The following is a 16556-nucleotide window of genomic DNA, read 5'->3' as shown; positions in this document are numbered from 1 at the left end:
GCCATTCAATCTTCTTCCCCTGCCAGCCAACTCTACTTCATTTACCTCCAAGTGGATCCATGAATTTTTTCCACTTAGAATAAACTATCGATGACCCACTGCAAATGGAATACAAAATATTTTAGCTTTTCTTCTCATTAGATTACCTCCTGTTTTTAACTAATTATTTATTGCCTCATTTTCCACTTTATAGTAATCGGATAGTTTATAAAATATAATGTGAAATTCAGTATATTCACCCTCTACGCTGTCTACCTCAATTCCTATACTTAGTTTATCAGCCATTTTTTTAGCATAATATAAACCCATCCCTGTAGATTTCGTTCCTATCTTACCATTTTTACCTGTAAAGCCTTTATTGAATATCCTAGATAAATCCTCTTTTGAAATGCCAATTCCATTATCTTTAATCATTATATAATAGGCTTGTTTCTCTTCTTTAGTTGTAATAGTCAGCGTTCCCCCCTCAGGTGTATATTTACTGCTATTATTAAGAATTTGACCAAAAATATAATAGATCCAACGTTCATCACTGATAACACTAAATGGTTTTAAATTAGTCTCAATCTCAATGTTTTTATTAATAAAAAAAAGAGCATTTTCTTTTATTGCACTTCTTAAAATATGACATACATCTACTACTCCCGCTAAAATGTCTTGATCGTAGTGATTAGCTCTTGTCACATGTAAAATGTGATTAATCCTAAATTTAATTTGTTCAATTTGATTACGCAGCTCTCTGCTGCTTTCTGAGTTGATCTCATCCAGTAGCAGTTCACACACAGCTATATTAACTTTTATGTCATGAACCCATTGAGTAGTATAGTCTTGAATTTCGTTAATACCGTTTTTATAATCTTCTTCTGCTTTCAAAAATTTATTTTGTTGCTTTTTGGAGACTTTTATAAGCATATCTATAAAATAATCATTTCTAACTTTGTTTTTTTCTAAAGTTTCGATAGAACTATTAAACACAACTTCGTATTTCTTTTTTGCCTTGACGAATCCATAGAAAATGTTGATCAGTAGAATAAAGACAATCAACAAATCCATATAAAAAATGTCTATATAACTTTGATGTATAGAGGTACTCGCAAACAAAATCCCATTGATTACAACCAGAATAAGTGCACTGCATAAAATCCATAATATATGGTTTTTCACATAATCAATTAATTTCATTGAATTATATATCCCATTCCTTTTTTTGTTAAAATGAAGTCATCAACATTAATCCCCTCTAATCTATTCCTTAATCTATTTATATTTACTGTCAACGTATTTTCATTTACGTAAATATCATCATTCCAAAGCTGTCTCATTAAATTATCCCGTGAAACAACTTTTCCCTTGTTTTCCATTAACGTTTTTAGAATTTTAAATTCATTCTTTGTAAGCTCTAAACTCTGGTCTTGGAAATATATTTTTGCATCGTTAAGGTTTAATATCACATTATTAGATTCGATTAGATGAGATTCTGCTGTTATGTACTCATAAGTTCTTCTTATAATTGCTTGTAATTTCGCCACCAATACATGGCTGTCAAATGGTTTTTGAATATAATCATCCCCGCCATTGTTAATAGCCATGACAATATCCATATTACTGTTTCTAGAAGAGCAAAAAATAATTGGGGCACTTGAAACTTCTCTTATTTTCTTACACCAATAAAAACCATCAAATGAAGGAATATTAATGTCCAATAATATGATGTGAGGCTCTTCTTTTTCATATATTGACAAAATATTATCAAAATCTCCGCATATAACGGTCTCAAAATTCCATTTAACAAGTAAATTTTGTAACGCCTTAGCCATATCCTTATCGTCTTCTATAATCAGCAATTTATATATATTATCCATTTTCTCACCTTCTTATAAAAATAGCTCACCATTCTCTCAAGGATTATTTAAAAATAAAACAGGAAGGAAGAAAAAATCAATTCCCTCCTGTGTTAAATGTTACATTCCTTTATAAGGTAATGAATGTTCTTCTGTTTTTTTTAATATATCAGTAATTAATGCCGTATTTCCTGATAAATAACCCTTTGAAAGCATTTCACCATGTTCCCCGAATCCATTATAATAATGCACTGCTCTCTCAGTAAAGTCTTCCCAATTATATAAAAGGAATTGATCATTATCTTTTTTCTCTTTATTTCCTGCTGCCTTAATAAGATGAAGATTTGCAGCAATTTTGTGTTTATGTGTAATGCTGTTTAAAAATCGAGTATCGATCAATTACTTTTTCTCTAAAGTACTCAGTTTCAAGATAGGCTTGGAACATTGGTTCCTTTTTTGCTCCTTCGACTATATTTTTATACAAATTGTCTGAATAAGTTGACTGACTCTGTTTATTTTCAACCTTATAACTATCTAATCCGGCAGTGAGACCTTCTCATTCAGCGGTACAGCTGAAAATAAAGGGAACACAAGCCTCAGTCCGAATGGATCAGATTCAACTGTTCTTAGACTCGACTTAACCAAACAGACAAGCATTCCAAGAGACGCCACAGTGAAAAGAATCAGCACCACCGCAACCCAAACACCAAGCCAAGGAAATACAAGCCACTACATCATGTCGGAAGAAAATAAAGTGTGGCACCGTGCACTTGCAAACAGCTCCACTCAAGGGAATTACGGTATTACACTGGATGATAACCTCTCAGCGGCAAGCATCTGGAATTTTAAATACAACACACTTGCAACAGCTAAATCGACTATGAAAAATGTAAAATTGAAGATTGATTATGAGTACGATGTGACAACGCAGTTTTAATTAGAAGAACAGCCGCCCATTGGGCGGGCGGCTGTCTGCTTGGAGTTAAAGTGAATTTATGAGCCCGTGCCATGTCTTATCCTGTTATAACTTGATCAGTTGCTAAAATTCTTTTTTATGATATATAGCTGCGGCAATGAAAAATGAAATGATATATAAGATAACGCCTATCATGAGATATATAATCGGAACATATAAAGAAGGGTTTATGTGCAAAAATGACAGCGGTACTTGTTCTGCTACATACCCAACGACACTTTGCAATCCAAAGGTAGCAAAAAGCCCCCCCATTGCACCTCCAATCACGATAGCATCGGATTTTTCCGGGCCTACCATGTAGAGAAGAGGATAAACGATTGCACCGGCAAAGAGAACGATGAACGTTCCAAAAGAGACAATATTAAATATGCTGTCAATCGGTTCATCTGATCCCAGGCTGTATACAAAGAAAACACCATAAGATAGTACAGCTCCGATCACAACAACCAAAAGATAGAAGACATAGTGGCTTTGAACAATATTTGTTCTGCTGACCGGTAAAGTCAGGACATACCTGTCATAGCCAGACTTGCTCTCATACTTTATAACCTCAAGTGCGGGCATGACGACAAACAAAATAATCAGCATAGCAACAAAACGATGCATTGAAGCATCCCCAAAATAAAAAATGACTGCTGATACCAATATGGCCAACCCCGTGTATGTAAAGAAACTTCGATAAACCAAGTAATAGTTAGTCAGTAACAGACCTCTCAATGTCTTCACTCCTCGTTAAAAAGACGCTGATTTCTTCTATGGAAATGGTGTTGGCCGTTACGCCATTCGGCAATTTCTGTTGATCCGATACAAGCACACTCCAATAAACTCCATGTTTCCTTTTTGCTAGAACGATATCTTCGTCAAGCTCAGCCAATTGGCCTTCATCAACGTCTATAACAGTATAGCTTTCAAGAACCTTATCTTTCTCTTCATTTAATAAAATTTCGCCATCTTTCATAATAATGATATGGCTGGCTATCTTCTCGACATCAGTCATAATGTGCGATGAAAGTAAAATACCGCCGTTGCTTTTACTCACAAAGCTTTTTAATTCATTTAACAGGTCATCTCTTGAAGAGGGATCAAGCCCTCCCGTTGCTTCATCCAAGAGTAATAATTTTGCATTATGCGACAAAGCAACAGCTACGGATAACTTCATTGACATGCCTCGCGAGAATGTATTCACTTTTTTGTCCATAGGTAAAGAGAAAGAATGAACCAACCGGTAAAAATGATCTTGGTCCCAAGCGTCGAATAGTTTCTTAAATACATGATTCAGCTGCTTTATCGTAAGGTGCGCAGGAAGATTCATCGCATCAAATACGACCCCAATATCTTCTTTGAACTTTATATGTTTATCCAGATTCTCTTTACCAAAAATTTTCACTTTACCTCTATCCTGAGAGATTAATCCTAATATCGTTTTAAATGTTGTTGACTTGCCTGCGCCGTTATCACCGATAAAACCGACAATTGATCCGGCAGGCACATTGAATGTAACATCCTTTAAAACAGCTTTATGGCCAAAAGATTTGCTGATGTTTCTGATTTCTAAAAGGTTTGACATCATTCCACTCCTATCATTGTTGTCAGGACTTTTTTTGAGAATTGAACCGGATTATTGCAAAAATGTTGTTATTTTCATATCTAGTCGAGGTATTCATAATGGATCAGGAGTCGGCAAATACAAAAGGGATTTTAAGGTCCTAAGCATAATGTGGATGTGTAATCGATTGATTACGTTTATATAATGGAATATTCATGATGAAAATTGCTGGAGGGGACTTACTTGTTGGAAAAGAAAATGTGCATTCTATAAAGTATATATGTATTCATGAGATAACAGATTTAATCATGACTGTCTAATTGTCTAATTGAGGAGCCCCTTCAAGAATGAAGTATGCCCTATAAAAGAATGAGCAATGGGAATAAAACACCAAACAAATACTTATTCAAAAATCAATAATTGATCGCTACCGTTCTTTACTAATGGTTACATTTATGGGTTTAAAATGGAATATATTTATATTATAAAATAGGTGTTACTTCTTTTCAATATATATACGGAGATTTCTTTATAAATATAAAAATCTCCAGTTAATCAATAGGCGAACACTTCTTATTTTTATACTAAAAACCCCTCTGGTTTATCTAGAACCAGAGGGGTCAAACTTTCCGACTATATTTAAGTTTACCGTGAATTATTTATTCCTATTCCACAGTCACACTCTTCGCAAGGTTGCGCGGTTTATCAACGTCACAGCCGCGGTGCAGTGCAGCGTAGTAAGCGATCAGCTGCAATGGCACAACAGATACCAGCGGAGCAAGCGCAGGGTTGACTTCCGGCAGGATGAATCTGTCGTCTGCGTCTTCTAAGCCTTTCAGCGAGATGATGCAAGTGTTGGCGCCGCGGGCTGCGACTTCCTTCACGTTTCCGCGGATGCTCAGGTTGACGTGTTCTTGTGTCGCCAGCGCAAAGACCGGTGTTCCTTCTTCAATCAGAGCGATTGTTCCATGCTTCAGCTCGCCGCCGGCGAAGCCTTCCGCCTGGATGTAAGAAATCTCTTTCAGCTTCAGGGCGCCTTCGACACATACGAAGTAGTCAAGGCCGCGGCCGATGAAGAAAGCGTTTCTTGAAACAGTCAGGTACTCACGCGCGATCATTTCCATTTCGTCCTTCTGGTCGCAGAGGGCTTCCATGGCGTTTGCCGCAATACCTAATTCTTTGACTAAATCAAAACCGATATCAACGCCGTTGCGTTCTGCTGCAACGGACGCAAGGATCGCGAGGACGGCAATCTGAGCCGTATACGCTTTTGTTGATGCAACAGCGATCTCAGGGCCTGCGTGCAGAAGCAATGTGTAATCCGCTTCACGGGAAAGCGTTGATCCCGGAACGTTTGTAATTGTCAGCGCTTTGTGACCCAGCGCTTTGACTTGAACAAGCACGGCGCGGCTGTCCGCTGTTTCTCCGCTTTGAGAAAGGAAGATAAAGAGCGGCTTCTTAGACAGAAGCGGCATGTTGTAAGAGAATTCACTCGCTACATGCACTTCAACCGGTACGTTTGCCCACATTTCAATATATTGTTTCCCGACAAGACCAGCGTGGTAGCTCGTTCCGCAAGCCACGATATAAATGCGGTCCGCTTCCGCCACGGCGTCAGCGACATCGCCGGCCACGGCCAGTCTGCCGTTTTCGTCCTGATACGTTTGGATGATTTTGCGCATAACAAGCGGCTGCTCATCCGTTTCTTTTAACATGTAGTGAGGGTATGTGCCTTTTTCGATATCACTGGCGTCAAGCTCAGCGATATAAGACGCACGTGTCATGACTTCACCGTCAAGGTTTTTAATCACGGCTTCGTCTTTTGTCACGATCACCATTTCTTTGTCCAAAAGCTCAACGTATTCATTCGTTACTTGAAGCATAGCCATCGCGTCAGACGCCACGACGTTAAACGTATCTCCAAGGCCGATTAACAGAGGGCTTTTGTTTTTTGCAACGTAAATGGTGTCTGTGTTTTCACCGTCAAATAATGCAATTGCGTAAGAGCCTTTTAACAGAGTCAGTGTTTTGCGGAACGCTTCTTCTGTGCTAAGACCTCCCGCCACAAATTGCTCGATCATTTGAACGACTACTTCAGTGTCCGTATCGCTTTTCAGTTCAACGTTTTCAAGATATTCGCGCTTCAGCTGAACATAGTTCTCGATCACACCGTTGTGAACAAGTGTAAAGCGGCCGAGTGCGCTTTGATGCGGGTGAGCGTTCAGGAAGCTTGGTTCGCCGTGAGTCGCCCAGCGTGTATGGCCGATTCCCGCTTGAGATTCAACCGAGTGATCCACCACTTCACGAAGGTCGGCGATGCGGCCTTTTTCTTTGTACACATGCACGCCCTGCTCATTCGCCACAGCGATACCTGCAGAGTCATAGCCGCGGTACTCAAGCTTCTCTAATCCTTTTAACAAAATCTCTTTCGCATCAAGCTGACCGATATAACCTACAATTCCACACATTTTTTCTTCCTCCTAAAGGTGCAAAAGGAGACGAAGAAAGTCAAATTACAAGGGGACTTTCAATCGTCCCCTCCCACATGTTTTTTTGGAAGATCATGTGATTTCTCTTTGTTCGGAGAGTCGCCCCTCCGGTTTGAAGAAATCCTTACGGCTGTGATCTAAATGAATCAGCCGGGAGGCATCCGCCGAAAATTCGATAACCTCCATCCTCGTCAACTAAGCCGTTTTTCGGGCGCTTAGTTCGGGCGCTGTAATTATAAAAGATGCAAACAATCCCGCCTTTCCTGCAAGTGAAAAACAAAGGCTGAACAAGCTTGATTTTACAGCATGTGCCAAGGACGGTCAATTATTTTTTGCCGCCCCGGCATCATGTTTACTATCATATTATGCTGATCGCACTTGTCTTGTTCGCTCTCTGCTTATAAACTTCGCTACTCCGCTCCCATTTCTGTCCGCACGACATCCACGATTTTTGTGACATATTCGTCACAAAGCTCTTTTGTTCTCGCTTCGGCCATCACGCGGACGAGCGGTTCGGTGCCTGACGGACGCACTAAAATCCGGCCGTCTCCGTTCATTTCTTTTTCCACTTCAGAAATAACGGCCTTCACCTTAGCGTTTTCTTCTACCTTATATTTATCCGTCACTTTCACGTTCACTAAGAGCTGCGGGAATTTTTTCATTTCATCCGCAAGTTCTGAAAGGGTTTTGCCGGACGCCTTCAGCGTATTCACAAGCATGATCGCGGACAAAAGACCGTCGCCGGTAGTGTTGTAATCAAGGAAAATAAGGTGCCCTGACTGCTCGCCGCCGACATTATAGCCGTCTTTTTTCATCGCTTCTACGACATAGCGGTCGCCGACTGCCGTTTGAACGCTTTTGATTTCTTCTTTTTCAAGCGCTTTGTAGAAACCGAGGTTGCTCATCACAGTCGATACGACGGTATCATCCTTCAGACGACCCTCTGATTTCAAATACTTCGCGCATATGTACATAATCTGATCACCGTCGACGATGTTTCCTTTTTCATCAACAGCAATGAGGCGGTCGCCGTCTCCGTCAAACGCAAGGCCGATATCGGCGTTTTTTTCTTTGACGAAAGCACTCAGCGCTTCCGGGTGTGTAGACCCGACGCCATCATTAATGTTTAATCCGTTCGGAGACGTCCCCATTGTAGATACGTCAGCATCGAGATCGGCAAAAAGGTGCGTCGCAATGGATGATGTCGCACCATGGGCGCAGTCAAGCGCTACATGAATGCCTGTGAAATCTTCGTCCGCCGTCTGCTTTAAAAATTGCAGATACTTTTGAACGCCTTCAAAATAATCGTTTACAAGCCCGAGGTCCGCGCCTGTCGGTCTCGGCAGCTTATCTTCTGGTTCATCCATGAGACGTTCAATCTCGGCCTCCTGCTCATCAGAAAGCTTAAAGCCGTCCCCTCCGAAAAATTTAATTCCGTTATCCTGTACGGGGTTGTGAGAAGCGGAGATCATGACGCCCGCCTCAGCATCCATGGCTTTCGTTAAATAGGATACCCCCGGCGTAGAAATAACGCCGAGGCGCATCACTTCAGCTCCGATCGATAAAAGTCCGGCGACAAGGGCTCCCTCCAGCATATGTCCGGAGATACGTGTATCACGGCCGATCAGCACTTTCGGGCGCTGCTTATCTTTGGTCAGGACATAACCGCCAAAACGCCCAACTTTAAAGGCCAGCTCTGGCGTAAGCTCGCTGTTGGCAACACCTCTTACACCATCTGTTCCAAAATACTTGCCCATTTTGTATCGCTCCTTTTTCATTCTGTTGAAGAAGAATCAGCGCTTGATCCGTCTTCATCCTGGTCTTGATTTTGATCCTGGTTTTGACTTTTATTCTGATCGCTGTCAGTGTCGTCTTCCCGGTTCTTGTTCTTGTCTTTGTCTGCGTCTCCGCTTGTGCCGTTCTTATTGCCGGAATCAGCGGAGCCGCCGTCATTTTTATTTGAACTTGTGTTTTTCTTAGAAGTCAGCTTGATCTTAACCGTGTCTTTTGACAGGGCCCATGTGACGTTTTGCGGGCCGTTTACTTCAAGCTTTACAGAGTGCTCTCCGTCATCCAAGTCCGAGACATTGGCATACAGTTCAATGTCCGACTTTTTCAGCGCCTTAATGTTGGCGGGGGAGCCTTTGGCCGTAATATTTATCGCCTGCGATTCAGGATCGAGAAACTCAATCTGCTGTGAGCCTCCCAGTCCGACCGTCTTGATTCCGACATTGTCAAAATCCTTTTTGTCTTCACTGTCCACTTTAACATGAAGCGTGATTTTTTCCGGTGATACCTTGGTGACACCCTTAGGAAGCGGGATATCGGCATTGATATCGGTATCTTTATCAATTTTGCCTAAATCAAGAGATACGCCGTCAATAAATTCAAGTGAATCCAGCACATCCTGCGGGCCGTAAACCGTCACCTCACTCGGATTCGAGTCAATGCTCGCAACGCTCACCCCGTCCGGAAGACTTCCCTTCCTTTCGATTTTGAAAGGAAGCTTTTTGCTCGGACTGGCTACGGGAACCGTCACTTTAATGACTGACGGTTCAACATCAACAGGAAGTGCGTTGCCGTCTTTGTCATAGACGGTCACCTTCACTTCCTTTTCAATGGTCTCATTTGCATTTTCTAGGTTCACGGATGCTTTGACAAGTGAAATGTTATCAATCACATTTTTCGAACCTGTAATCTGCACGTTTTTCGGGCTGATAATCGGCTGCTGAGGGGTGTATCCCTTTTTCATTTTGCTTTTATTGTAGTATTCAACTTCCACGGGAAAACTCTCAGCCGTTTTTTCCTGAATCGTAACCGTCGTGACTGACGGGTTAATGGAGATTGTCAGTCCGTCCGATACGTTTTTCGCCTTCAATTCGACCTTATGAGTCCCGGTCTTCAGCTTATTCATATCGGCGTATATCTCAAAATTCTTCGTCTGTCTCGCCTTTTTCACCGCGCTTGTCGAGCCTTTAATCGTGACATTTACGGTCTGGGGCACGCCGGTGACAACATAGTTCGCTTCATCATAGTATGCTTTTACAGGAATATCAGTAAGCGTAGCCTCGTCAGTCGTTGATGTCGGAAAAAAGGATTCCCCCGGCTTTTTCGGAGTCGGCGCCTGGTTGTTGTTAACCGCAACGTAAAGCAGCAGCGCAAAGAGCAATGCAATGATCTTTACAGCCCAGCGGTTGTTTAAGAATTTATCCATTTTTCTTGCCCCTCCAGTACCAGCGGTTAGAAGAAGTATCTCTGGCGTTTTTCTTAAACTCAGCTTCAAGCATTTCTTTCAGTGCTTCTTCCGTCAATTCTCTGTGAAGGTCTCCGTTTTTGGCCACGCTGATGGCGCCCGTCTCTTCAGATACGATAATGGTTAAGCTGTCCGTCACTTCACTGATGCCGACAGCCGCTCTGTGCCGCGTCCCCAGCTCCTTTGAAATAAACGGGCTTTCAGAAAGCGGCAGATAACAGGCAGCCGCCGCAATCTCGTTATTTTTCATAATGACCGCTCCATCATGCAGCGGTGTATTCGGGATGAAGATATTAATCAAAAGCTCCGAGCTGACCTGCGCATTAAGCGGGATGCCCGTCTCAATATAATCGCCCATTCCCGTATCGCGCTCAATCGCGATGAGTGCGCCGATGCGGCGTTTCGCCATGTAGCTGATCGATTTTGTAATCGCTTCAATTGTCTTATGCTGCGCTTCCTCCACGGGGGTTCCGCTCCTGGAAAAGAACCGGCCCCGTCCGAGCTGTTCAAGCGCCCGTCTCAGCTCAGGCTGGAATATAATGATGATCGCTAAAAATCCCCATGTTATCGCTTGGTCCATCAGCCACTGAAGCGTGCTGAGTCCCAAATATGAACTGGCCATCCGAACCAATACGATGACGACGATTCCTTTTAAAAGCTGAACCGCCTTCGTCCCGCGTATGACCATAATTAATTTATATATCACATACCAAACAAGGAGAATATCAACGGCATTGCCGAGGTATTGCAAAAATGGGATGTCCTCAAAAGCCATTTCCTCGTCCTCCAAGAATTCAGTCATTTCGTTTTTCTGTTATGAATTGTGCTGCATGAGCAATATGTACATCATATAGCGTGCTCATTATACCACATTTTGATTTCTCAAGTGAAATGAGCCAGAACGGCGATGCACAAAAAAAGAGTAAAGCGATTATACGCTTTACTCATCTTCACTCGGGTCCAAAGCGCTCACGACGCCCTGGCCCGCCGATTTCAGTTCGTACCAGACCCAGTCAAACAATTGGTTAATCTCTTCAATCTGCCCGGTGACTTGTCCGGCTGAGGCCATGTATTTTTCTCCGTTGACGACGGTCACATTGCCGTCGACTTTTCCTTCAATGAACAGCTTGCCGTTTTTTACTGTGACATCGCCCTTTACGGTCTCGCCTTCTGGGACGGTGACCGTGTGATTCTGCACGACAAGGTTCGGCTGTTTGGACACACTGAAATTGTGGTCATTATGCCAGCTGTTGAAAAAACCGCCGCCCATTAAAATCACAAAAACCGCTGCGGCTGCAATCATCGGATGAGTTTTGATCCATCGTTTTACAGAAGCGCGTTTTTTCTCTTTTGGAAGATTCGCCATAACTTTGGCAGTAAAATCAGCAGGGGCCGTGACATGCGATGTGCTTCGGACGAGTGCTACGGATTTCTCCATTTCATGAAAATGCCGTTTGCAATTCCCGCATGACTGCAAATGTTGTTTTAATACGTTTTCATCTTCAGGAAGGATATCTCCATCAAGATGCTTATGCATAAGCTGCACGATCTGTTCAGGACAGCTCATTTCATCACCCCACTTAAAGATCCCTCAATTGTTTTCTAAGAGCCTCTCTGCCTCTGTGTATCCTTGTCTTGACGGTGCCGACAGGGATATTCAGAATCTCCCCGATTTCAATTAAAGAGAGTTCGTCAATATACTTTAATACAATAACCGTTCTGTACTTGTCAGGCAGCTTTAAAATCTTTTTCTGAATTGTGTCCGACAGCTCCAATGACAATACGGCGTCTTCAGGGAGAACCCCGTCCGCGGCGATCTGCGAATACATCGTCAGCCCTTCTGCTCCCGCTACTTCTGCGTCCAGATAGTAATCAGGCTTTTTCTTGCGGATGCGGTCAATGGTCAGGTTGGTCGCAATTCTGTAAAGCCACGTTGAAAACTTTCTGTTGATATCGAAACTGTCGATATTGACATACGCTCTGATAAAAGCTTCCTGCGCAATATCTTCCGCTTCGTGAACATTGCCGAGCATGCGGTAGCAAAGCTGGTAAATCTTATCTTTATAAAGGTCAACGATTTCTGCAAACGCATTTTGATCGCCTTTTTTGACTTGCTTGATTCTTTTTTTAATCAGGTTTTCCATGTTTTATCTTACCTCTGCCCTTCACCGGTCTGTATCTATACGTTGATTGTTTTAAAAGGTTTCATTTTTTTATTACATTTATTTTACCAAATTTCAGGCAGGGTGTAGATGGAAAATACAGAATATACTGCCTTAACAGCAGCTTAAAAATAGTATATCTGATGAACAATCAGAAATCGAAACAAAATGCTGATAAAAAAAAGACACCTTTATGCAAAAGGTGTCTGAGACTGGGCTAGCTGGATTCGAACCAACGCATGACGGAGTCAAAGTCCGTTGCCTTACCGCTTGGCTATAGCCCAAAAATGGTGGAGGGGGGCAGATTCGAACTGCCGAACCCTGAGGGAGCGGATTTACAGTCCGCCGCGTTTAGCCACTTCGCTACCCCTCCGTATTTTTTTGAAAAACAGTGCCGGCCAGAGGACTTGAACCCCCAACCTACTGATTACAAGTCAGTTGCTCTACCAATTGAGCTAGGCCGGCAAATATGGTGGAGGATGACGGGCTCGAACCGCCGACCCTCTGCTTGTAAGGCAGATGCTCTCCCAGCTGAGCTAATCCTCCATATGACCCGTACGGGATTCGAACCCGTGTTACCGCCGTGAAAGGGCGGTGTCTTAACCGCTTGACCAACGGGCCTTTGTGTCCGCGTCGAGCTGACAAAAGTTATTATATACAGGTTGTACCCCATTTGTAAAGAGAAAAATTATTTTTTTTATTTTCAAACTTTTTTACCCGTTTTTTAACTGAAAAACTCATCCCTCCTCTCTTATTTCATTTATGATGAAAGTATCAAAATATTGAAGGGAATGGACACAGATGATCTTAGTCAGCTCTTGTCTCGGCGGTATCGAATGCAGGTATAACGGCTCTCACGCCGCTTCGGAAAAAATCCGCAGACTCGTAGAAGAAAAGAAAGCTGTTATGGTCTGCCCCGAACTTTTGGGCGGCTTCACCACTCCCCGCGAACCGGCGGAAATCATCGGCGGCACGGGCGAAGACGTGCTGAACGGAACGGCAAGAATCGTAACGGCATCCGGCGAAGACGTTACGGCTTTATATATGGACGGCGCGGAAAAAACGTTAGCATACGCAAAAGAAATAGGCGCCGCAACGGTCATCCTTAAAGAAAACAGTCCGTCCTGCGGCAGCAGCTTTATCTATGACGGCACTTTCTCAGGAAAAAAAATAATCGGAGACGGCATCACTTCCGCTCTTTTAAAACGGGCAGGCTGCCGTGTTCTATCAGAAGATGAATTGGATCAATTATAAAAAAGGAGAGTAGATATCATGGATGTAGCCCTGTCCTTTTATAAACCGGAGCATGCAGACGGGCTGAACGGGTTTGTGCTGAGTGAAGAAGATAAAAAGTTCACAGCTCTCCCGAAGGATGTACTGCCGCAGGCTCTTGTCATCCGGGATCGCTACCCGACAGTCATTTTAAAAGAAGACCGCCCCGTCGGTTTTTTTATTTTACATACCTCAAAAGAAACCATTGCCCCATATTCGAACAATGTGTCTGCCATTTTGCTGAGTGCGCTGTCCTTACATGCGCCATATCAGGGAAAAGGTTATGCCAAACAAGCGATGCTGCAGCTCCCCGCTTTTGTCGCAAATTACTTTCCTTGGTGTGATGAAATCGTGCTTGCTGTAAACCATCGCAATCATCGTGCAAAGAACCTGTACCGGTCTTCCGGTTTTATTGATAAAGGTCGTCGCAGGATCGGCCCCATCGGCGAACAGCACATTCTGCATCATTTTTTGTGAAAGCGCTTGATTATTCATCTCATCCCTGCCGATTTTTCTTGAAACATCTATTCAGAAGCCCATATACTTCAAGTATTAACGACTTGGGAGGGTACAATCATGACAGACCGGCTTAACATTCACAGATTGACCACAGAAACCAGAAATCCGCAGACCGCTTCAATCCATCAAGCAGACACGATGGAAATTCTCCGCATCATTAACCAAGAGGATTTCAAAGTGGCTGAAGCCGTTCAGCAGGTGCTGCCCGATATTCAGATTGCCGTTCAATTCGCCCATCAGTCCTTACGGCGAAACGGCAGGCTGATTTATGCGGGAGCGGGCACAAGCGGCAGACTCGGTGTACTGGATGCGGTTGAATGCCCGCCTACATACAGCGTAAGTCCCGACACTGTCATCGGTCTGATGGCCGGAGGAGCAGACGCCTTTTTGCAAGCGGCTGAAGGTATTGAAGACAGCGAGGAAACCGGCGCTCTCGATCTCAAAACGATCGGGCTTACCGCAGAAGACACCGTGATCGCCATCGCGGCAAGCGGGCGCACGCCGTATGCGGCCGGTGCGCTGAAATACGCAAAAACAATCGGCGCCAAAACTGTCGCGCTCACATGCAATAAACACTCATTGATCAGCACTTATGCCGATCACAGCATTGAAGTCGTCGTCGGCCCCGAAGTGATTACAGGGTCAACACGAATGAAAGCGGCGACGGCACATAAAATGATTCTGAACATGATTTCCACGGCCGTGATGATCAAAAGCGGCAAAGTGTACGAAAATTTAATGGTGGACGTTCATGTGAGCAACGAAAAATTGAAAGAACGCGCAATCGGCATTATCCAAAGCATCACGGGCGTTCCGTACGACAAGGCAAAAGAAACGCTTGAGGCCGCAGGCAGCCATGTCAAAACGGCAATCGTCATGCTGAAGACGAATTCAGACGAAACACACGCGAAGGCACTGCTCAAAGAAGCGGAAGGCTTCATTGACAAAGCCATTGAACAGCACGTTTCAAAAGAAAAAGAACGCTGATCGTTCTTTGGTGAAAAATAATGTGCTTTTACGAGCCCGCGCCGTTTTCATGATCGGCGCAGGCGCTTTTAGGACGCGTTTCAGGCACAGCTCCCCGGGAAAAATCGTACGGACAAAGGAGGATCTCCATGAGCAAAGAGGCATTTTATCAGTCACTGGCCAAAGATATCCTGGACAATTGCGGCGGTTCATCGAATATTTCAGGCTTTACCCACTGTATGACACGCCTGAGGATTACACCTTTAGATCAGGACAAAACGGATATTGAAGCGCTGAAACGGCTTGACGGGGTAATAGGCGTCGTCGAAGCCGAAACACTGCAGATCATTCTCGGCACGGGTGTCGTCAATCATGTCGCCGACGCTTTCGCAAAACTTATGCCATCCGGAAAAAACATTGATTTAAAAGAAGCCGCCTCACGGAAAAAAGCCGATCTCAACAGAAAAAACACCACACCCATCAGACTGTTTCTGAGAAAAATATCAAGCATCTTCATTCCCCTTATTCCCGCACTCATTGCATCAGGTTTAATCACCGGTATTACGAAAGCCGTCATTCAGGCCGGCTGGCTCCCGAAAGAATCCCAAATCGCACTTATTTTAACGGTTATCGGTTCAGGCTTATTCGCTTACCTCGGCGTCCTTGTCGGCATCAATGCGGCGAAGGAATTCGGCGGGACACCCGCGATGGGCGGCCTTGCGGGCATATTGATCCTTAACCCTGAGATCGCCAATATCAGTTTGTTCGGAGAGAATCTGCTCCCTGGCAGGGGAGGATTAATCGGCGTTCTTTTCGCTGCGGTTTTTATCGCTTATACCGAACGGTTTATCAGAAAGTACGTCCATCAATCCATCGACATTATCGTCACGCCTACATTGTCTTTACTTATCACCGGGCTGGTGACATATGTCGTTTTTATCCCTGCGGGCGGTTTTATTTCTGATCTGATTACATCAGGTTTATTGTCGCTGCTGAATGTCGGGGGAGTGCTCTCAGGGTTTGTACTGGGAGCCGCCTTCCTGCCGCTTGTCGTCACCGGCCTGCATCAGGGCTTGACTCCCGTACATTTGGAATTAATCCGATCAATCGGAGATGACCCGCTCCTTCCGATTCTCGCGATGGGAGGCGCGGGTCAGGTAGGGGCGGCCTTCGCCATCTTTATGAAAACAAAAAAAGCCTCATTGAAAAGAGCAATCGGCGGCGGACTTCCATCCGGTCTGCTCGGAATCGGAGAGCCGCTCATCTTCGGCGTCACGCTCCCGCTCGGCCGGCCGTTTTTGACGGCGTGTTTAGGGGCGGGAATCGGCGGCGCCTTTCAAGCCCATTTTCAGGTGGCTACTTTTTCAATCGGTGTCTCCGGCCTTCCGCTCTCGTTTCTCGTACAGCCTGCTCAAATCGTTTTGTATATCATCGGTCTCTTCATCTCTTACGCGGCGGGCTTTGTCTTCACTTATGCGTTCGGATTTAAGGATGACATGGCTGCTGAATTTGAATAAACCGGGAGGGATCAG

At 44.0% G+C, this 16556-nt stretch carries 15 protein-coding genes, 5 tRNA genes and 1 pseudogene; 5 read left to right on the top strand and 16 right to left on the bottom strand.

From position 1 onward, the window contains the following. Positions 1–159: 159 nt before the first annotated feature. The 3 genes from ACKTRM_RS01175 to ACKTRM_RS01165 form a co-directional block, all read right to left on the bottom strand. Entirely contained in the window at positions 160–1182 is a 1023-nt protein-coding gene (locus tag ACKTRM_RS01175; protein ID WP_011996230.1) for an ATP-binding protein, read from the bottom strand. Continuing rightward, on the bottom strand, positions 1179–1862 hold the full coding sequence (locus tag ACKTRM_RS01170) for a response regulator transcription factor (protein ID WP_011996229.1): 684 nt from the start codon (positions 1860–1862) through the stop codon (positions 1179–1181). The genes ACKTRM_RS01175 and ACKTRM_RS01170 overlap by 4 nt, the downstream gene beginning before the upstream one ends. A gap of 99 nt (positions 1863–1961) precedes the next feature. Continuing rightward, on the bottom strand, positions 1962–2240 hold the full coding sequence (locus ACKTRM_RS01165; RefSeq protein WP_023356676.1) for a hypothetical protein: 279 nt from the start codon (positions 2238–2240) through the stop codon (positions 1962–1964). Between the two features lie 139 nt (positions 2241–2379). On the opposite strand from ACKTRM_RS01165, the pseudogene ACKTRM_RS01160 reads away from it, so the two are divergent. After that, a pseudogene (locus ACKTRM_RS01160) lies at positions 2380–2778 on the top strand (hypothetical protein); the annotation flags it as partial. A gap of 102 nt (positions 2779–2880) precedes the next feature. Here the strand turns inward: ACKTRM_RS01160 and ACKTRM_RS01155 are convergent. The 13 genes from ACKTRM_RS01155 to ACKTRM_RS01095 all read right to left on the bottom strand — a co-directional run bounded on the left by ACKTRM_RS01155 (position 2881) and on the right by ACKTRM_RS01095 (position 12888). Then, complete coding sequence (locus ACKTRM_RS01155) at positions 2881–3534, bottom strand: ABC-2 transporter permease (protein WP_011996225.1); 654 nt, start codon at positions 3532–3534, stop codon at positions 2881–2883. Next, positions 3512–4384: an ABC transporter ATP-binding protein gene (locus ACKTRM_RS01150; protein WP_011996224.1), complete on the bottom strand. Its 873-nt coding sequence runs from the start codon at positions 4382–4384 to the stop codon at positions 3512–3514. Before ACKTRM_RS01150 ends, ACKTRM_RS01155 begins: the two co-directional genes overlap by 23 nt. 644 nt (positions 4385–5028) lie before the next feature. Then, positions 5029–6831 (bottom strand): glutamine--fructose-6-phosphate transaminase (isomerizing), encoded by a 1803-nt coding sequence (gene glmS, locus ACKTRM_RS01145; RefSeq protein ID WP_011996223.1) that lies wholly within the window; start codon positions 6829–6831, stop codon positions 5029–5031. Positions 6832–7262: 431 nt separating this feature from the next. Next, positions 7263–8609, bottom strand: coding sequence for a phosphoglucosamine mutase (gene glmM / locus ACKTRM_RS01140; protein WP_007408011.1), 1347 nt, complete (start codon positions 8607–8609; stop codon positions 7263–7265). 17 nt (positions 8610–8626) lie between these two features. Continuing rightward, positions 8627–10066, bottom strand: a complete 1440-nt coding sequence (locus ACKTRM_RS01135) for a CdaR family protein (RefSeq protein ID WP_011996221.1) — start codon at positions 10064–10066, stop codon at positions 8627–8629. After that, on the bottom strand, positions 10059–10880 hold the full coding sequence (gene cdaA / locus ACKTRM_RS01130; RefSeq protein ID WP_003156763.1) for a diadenylate cyclase CdaA: 822 nt from the start codon (positions 10878–10880) through the stop codon (positions 10059–10061). The genes ACKTRM_RS01135 and cdaA overlap by 8 nt, the downstream gene beginning before the upstream one ends. Positions 10881–11045: 165 nt before the next feature. Next, positions 11046–11672: an anti-sigma-W factor RsiW gene (gene rsiW, locus ACKTRM_RS01125; protein WP_011996220.1), complete on the bottom strand. Its 627-nt coding sequence runs from the start codon at positions 11670–11672 to the stop codon at positions 11046–11048. A gap of 13 nt (positions 11673–11685) precedes the next feature. After that, positions 11686–12249: an RNA polymerase sigma factor SigW gene (sigW, locus tag ACKTRM_RS01120; protein ID WP_003156766.1), complete on the bottom strand. Its 564-nt coding sequence runs from the start codon at positions 12247–12249 to the stop codon at positions 11686–11688. A gap of 230 nt (positions 12250–12479) precedes the next feature. After that, positions 12480–12551, bottom strand: a tRNA-Gln gene (locus ACKTRM_RS01115). A gap of 4 nt (positions 12552–12555) precedes the next feature. Continuing rightward, a tRNA-Tyr gene (locus ACKTRM_RS01110) sits at positions 12556–12640 on the bottom strand. 19 nt (positions 12641–12659) lie between these two features. Continuing rightward, a tRNA-Thr gene (locus ACKTRM_RS01105) sits at positions 12660–12732 on the bottom strand. 5 nt (positions 12733–12737) lie between these two features. Then, positions 12738–12813: transfer RNA gene (locus tag ACKTRM_RS01100), tRNA-Val, on the bottom strand. Positions 12814–12816: 3 nt separating this feature from the next. Continuing rightward, a tRNA-Glu gene (locus ACKTRM_RS01095) sits at positions 12817–12888 on the bottom strand. A gap of 180 nt (positions 12889–13068) precedes the next feature. On the opposite strand from ACKTRM_RS01095, the gene ACKTRM_RS01090 reads away from it, so the two are divergent. From ACKTRM_RS01090 to ACKTRM_RS01075, 4 genes are all read left to right on the top strand, one after another. After that, complete coding sequence (locus ACKTRM_RS01090) at positions 13069–13521, top strand: DUF523 domain-containing protein (protein ID WP_007408014.1); 453 nt, start codon at positions 13069–13071, stop codon at positions 13519–13521. A gap of 18 nt (positions 13522–13539) precedes the next feature. Further along, positions 13540–14016, top strand: a complete 477-nt coding sequence (locus tag ACKTRM_RS01085; RefSeq protein WP_011996219.1) for a GNAT family N-acetyltransferase — start codon at positions 13540–13542, stop codon at positions 14014–14016. Positions 14017–14115: 99 nt separating this feature from the next. Then, a complete protein-coding gene (gene murQ, locus ACKTRM_RS01080) occupies positions 14116–15045 on the top strand; it encodes an N-acetylmuramic acid 6-phosphate etherase (protein ID WP_011996218.1) in 930 nt (309 codons plus the stop codon). Between the two features lie 128 nt (positions 15046–15173). Then, positions 15174–16541 carry a PTS transporter subunit EIIC gene (locus tag ACKTRM_RS01075; RefSeq protein WP_011996217.1) on the top strand — a complete coding sequence of 456 codons (1368 nt, stop codon included), beginning with the start codon at positions 15174–15176 and terminating at the stop codon, positions 16539–16541. Positions 16542–16556: the final 15 nt, after the last annotated feature.

The sequence above is a fragment of the Bacillus sp. D7-8 genome, from assembly GCF_052055895.1.
GTDB classification, from domain to species: Bacteria; Bacillota; Bacilli; order Bacillales; family Bacillaceae; genus Bacillus; species Bacillus velezensis.
This window is presented reverse-complemented; position numbering and strand designations above follow the sequence as displayed.